This window comes from Roseibium sp. RKSG952 (assembly GCF_009711355.1).
Genome location: NZ_SMMF01000152.1, coordinates 1 through 299, shown reverse-complemented (window position 1 = coordinate 299; position 299 = coordinate 1). Strand labels below are relative to the sequence as shown.

General features: G+C 57.2%; 1 pseudogene. It reads left to right on the top strand.

Annotated features, from left to right (window positions below):
- A pseudogene (locus E1297_RS00380) lies at positions 1–299 on the top strand (IS110 family transposase); the annotation flags it as partial.

Genomic DNA, 299 nt, shown 5'->3' with positions numbered 1-299 from the left:
TGGGACAAGTGTCGCAGCTGTCGCAACTGCGCGGAAAATTGCAAATCTGATTTGGCATCTGTTGTCCAGGGATGAACCCTACCAATGGGCGCGCCCTGCATTTGTCGCAATGAAAATGCGCAAGCTGGAACTGCGTGCAGGCGCTCCCAGGCAGCACGGCAACAAACCCGGCCCGGGCCGGGACTACTGGATCAAGGAGATTCGCCACAGGGAGATGGAACTCGTAGCAAACGCGGAAGCCGCCTACGCCAGGATGGCAGAAGCTTGGCGTGAAAAGCCTCCAAAACCGAAAGAAACCT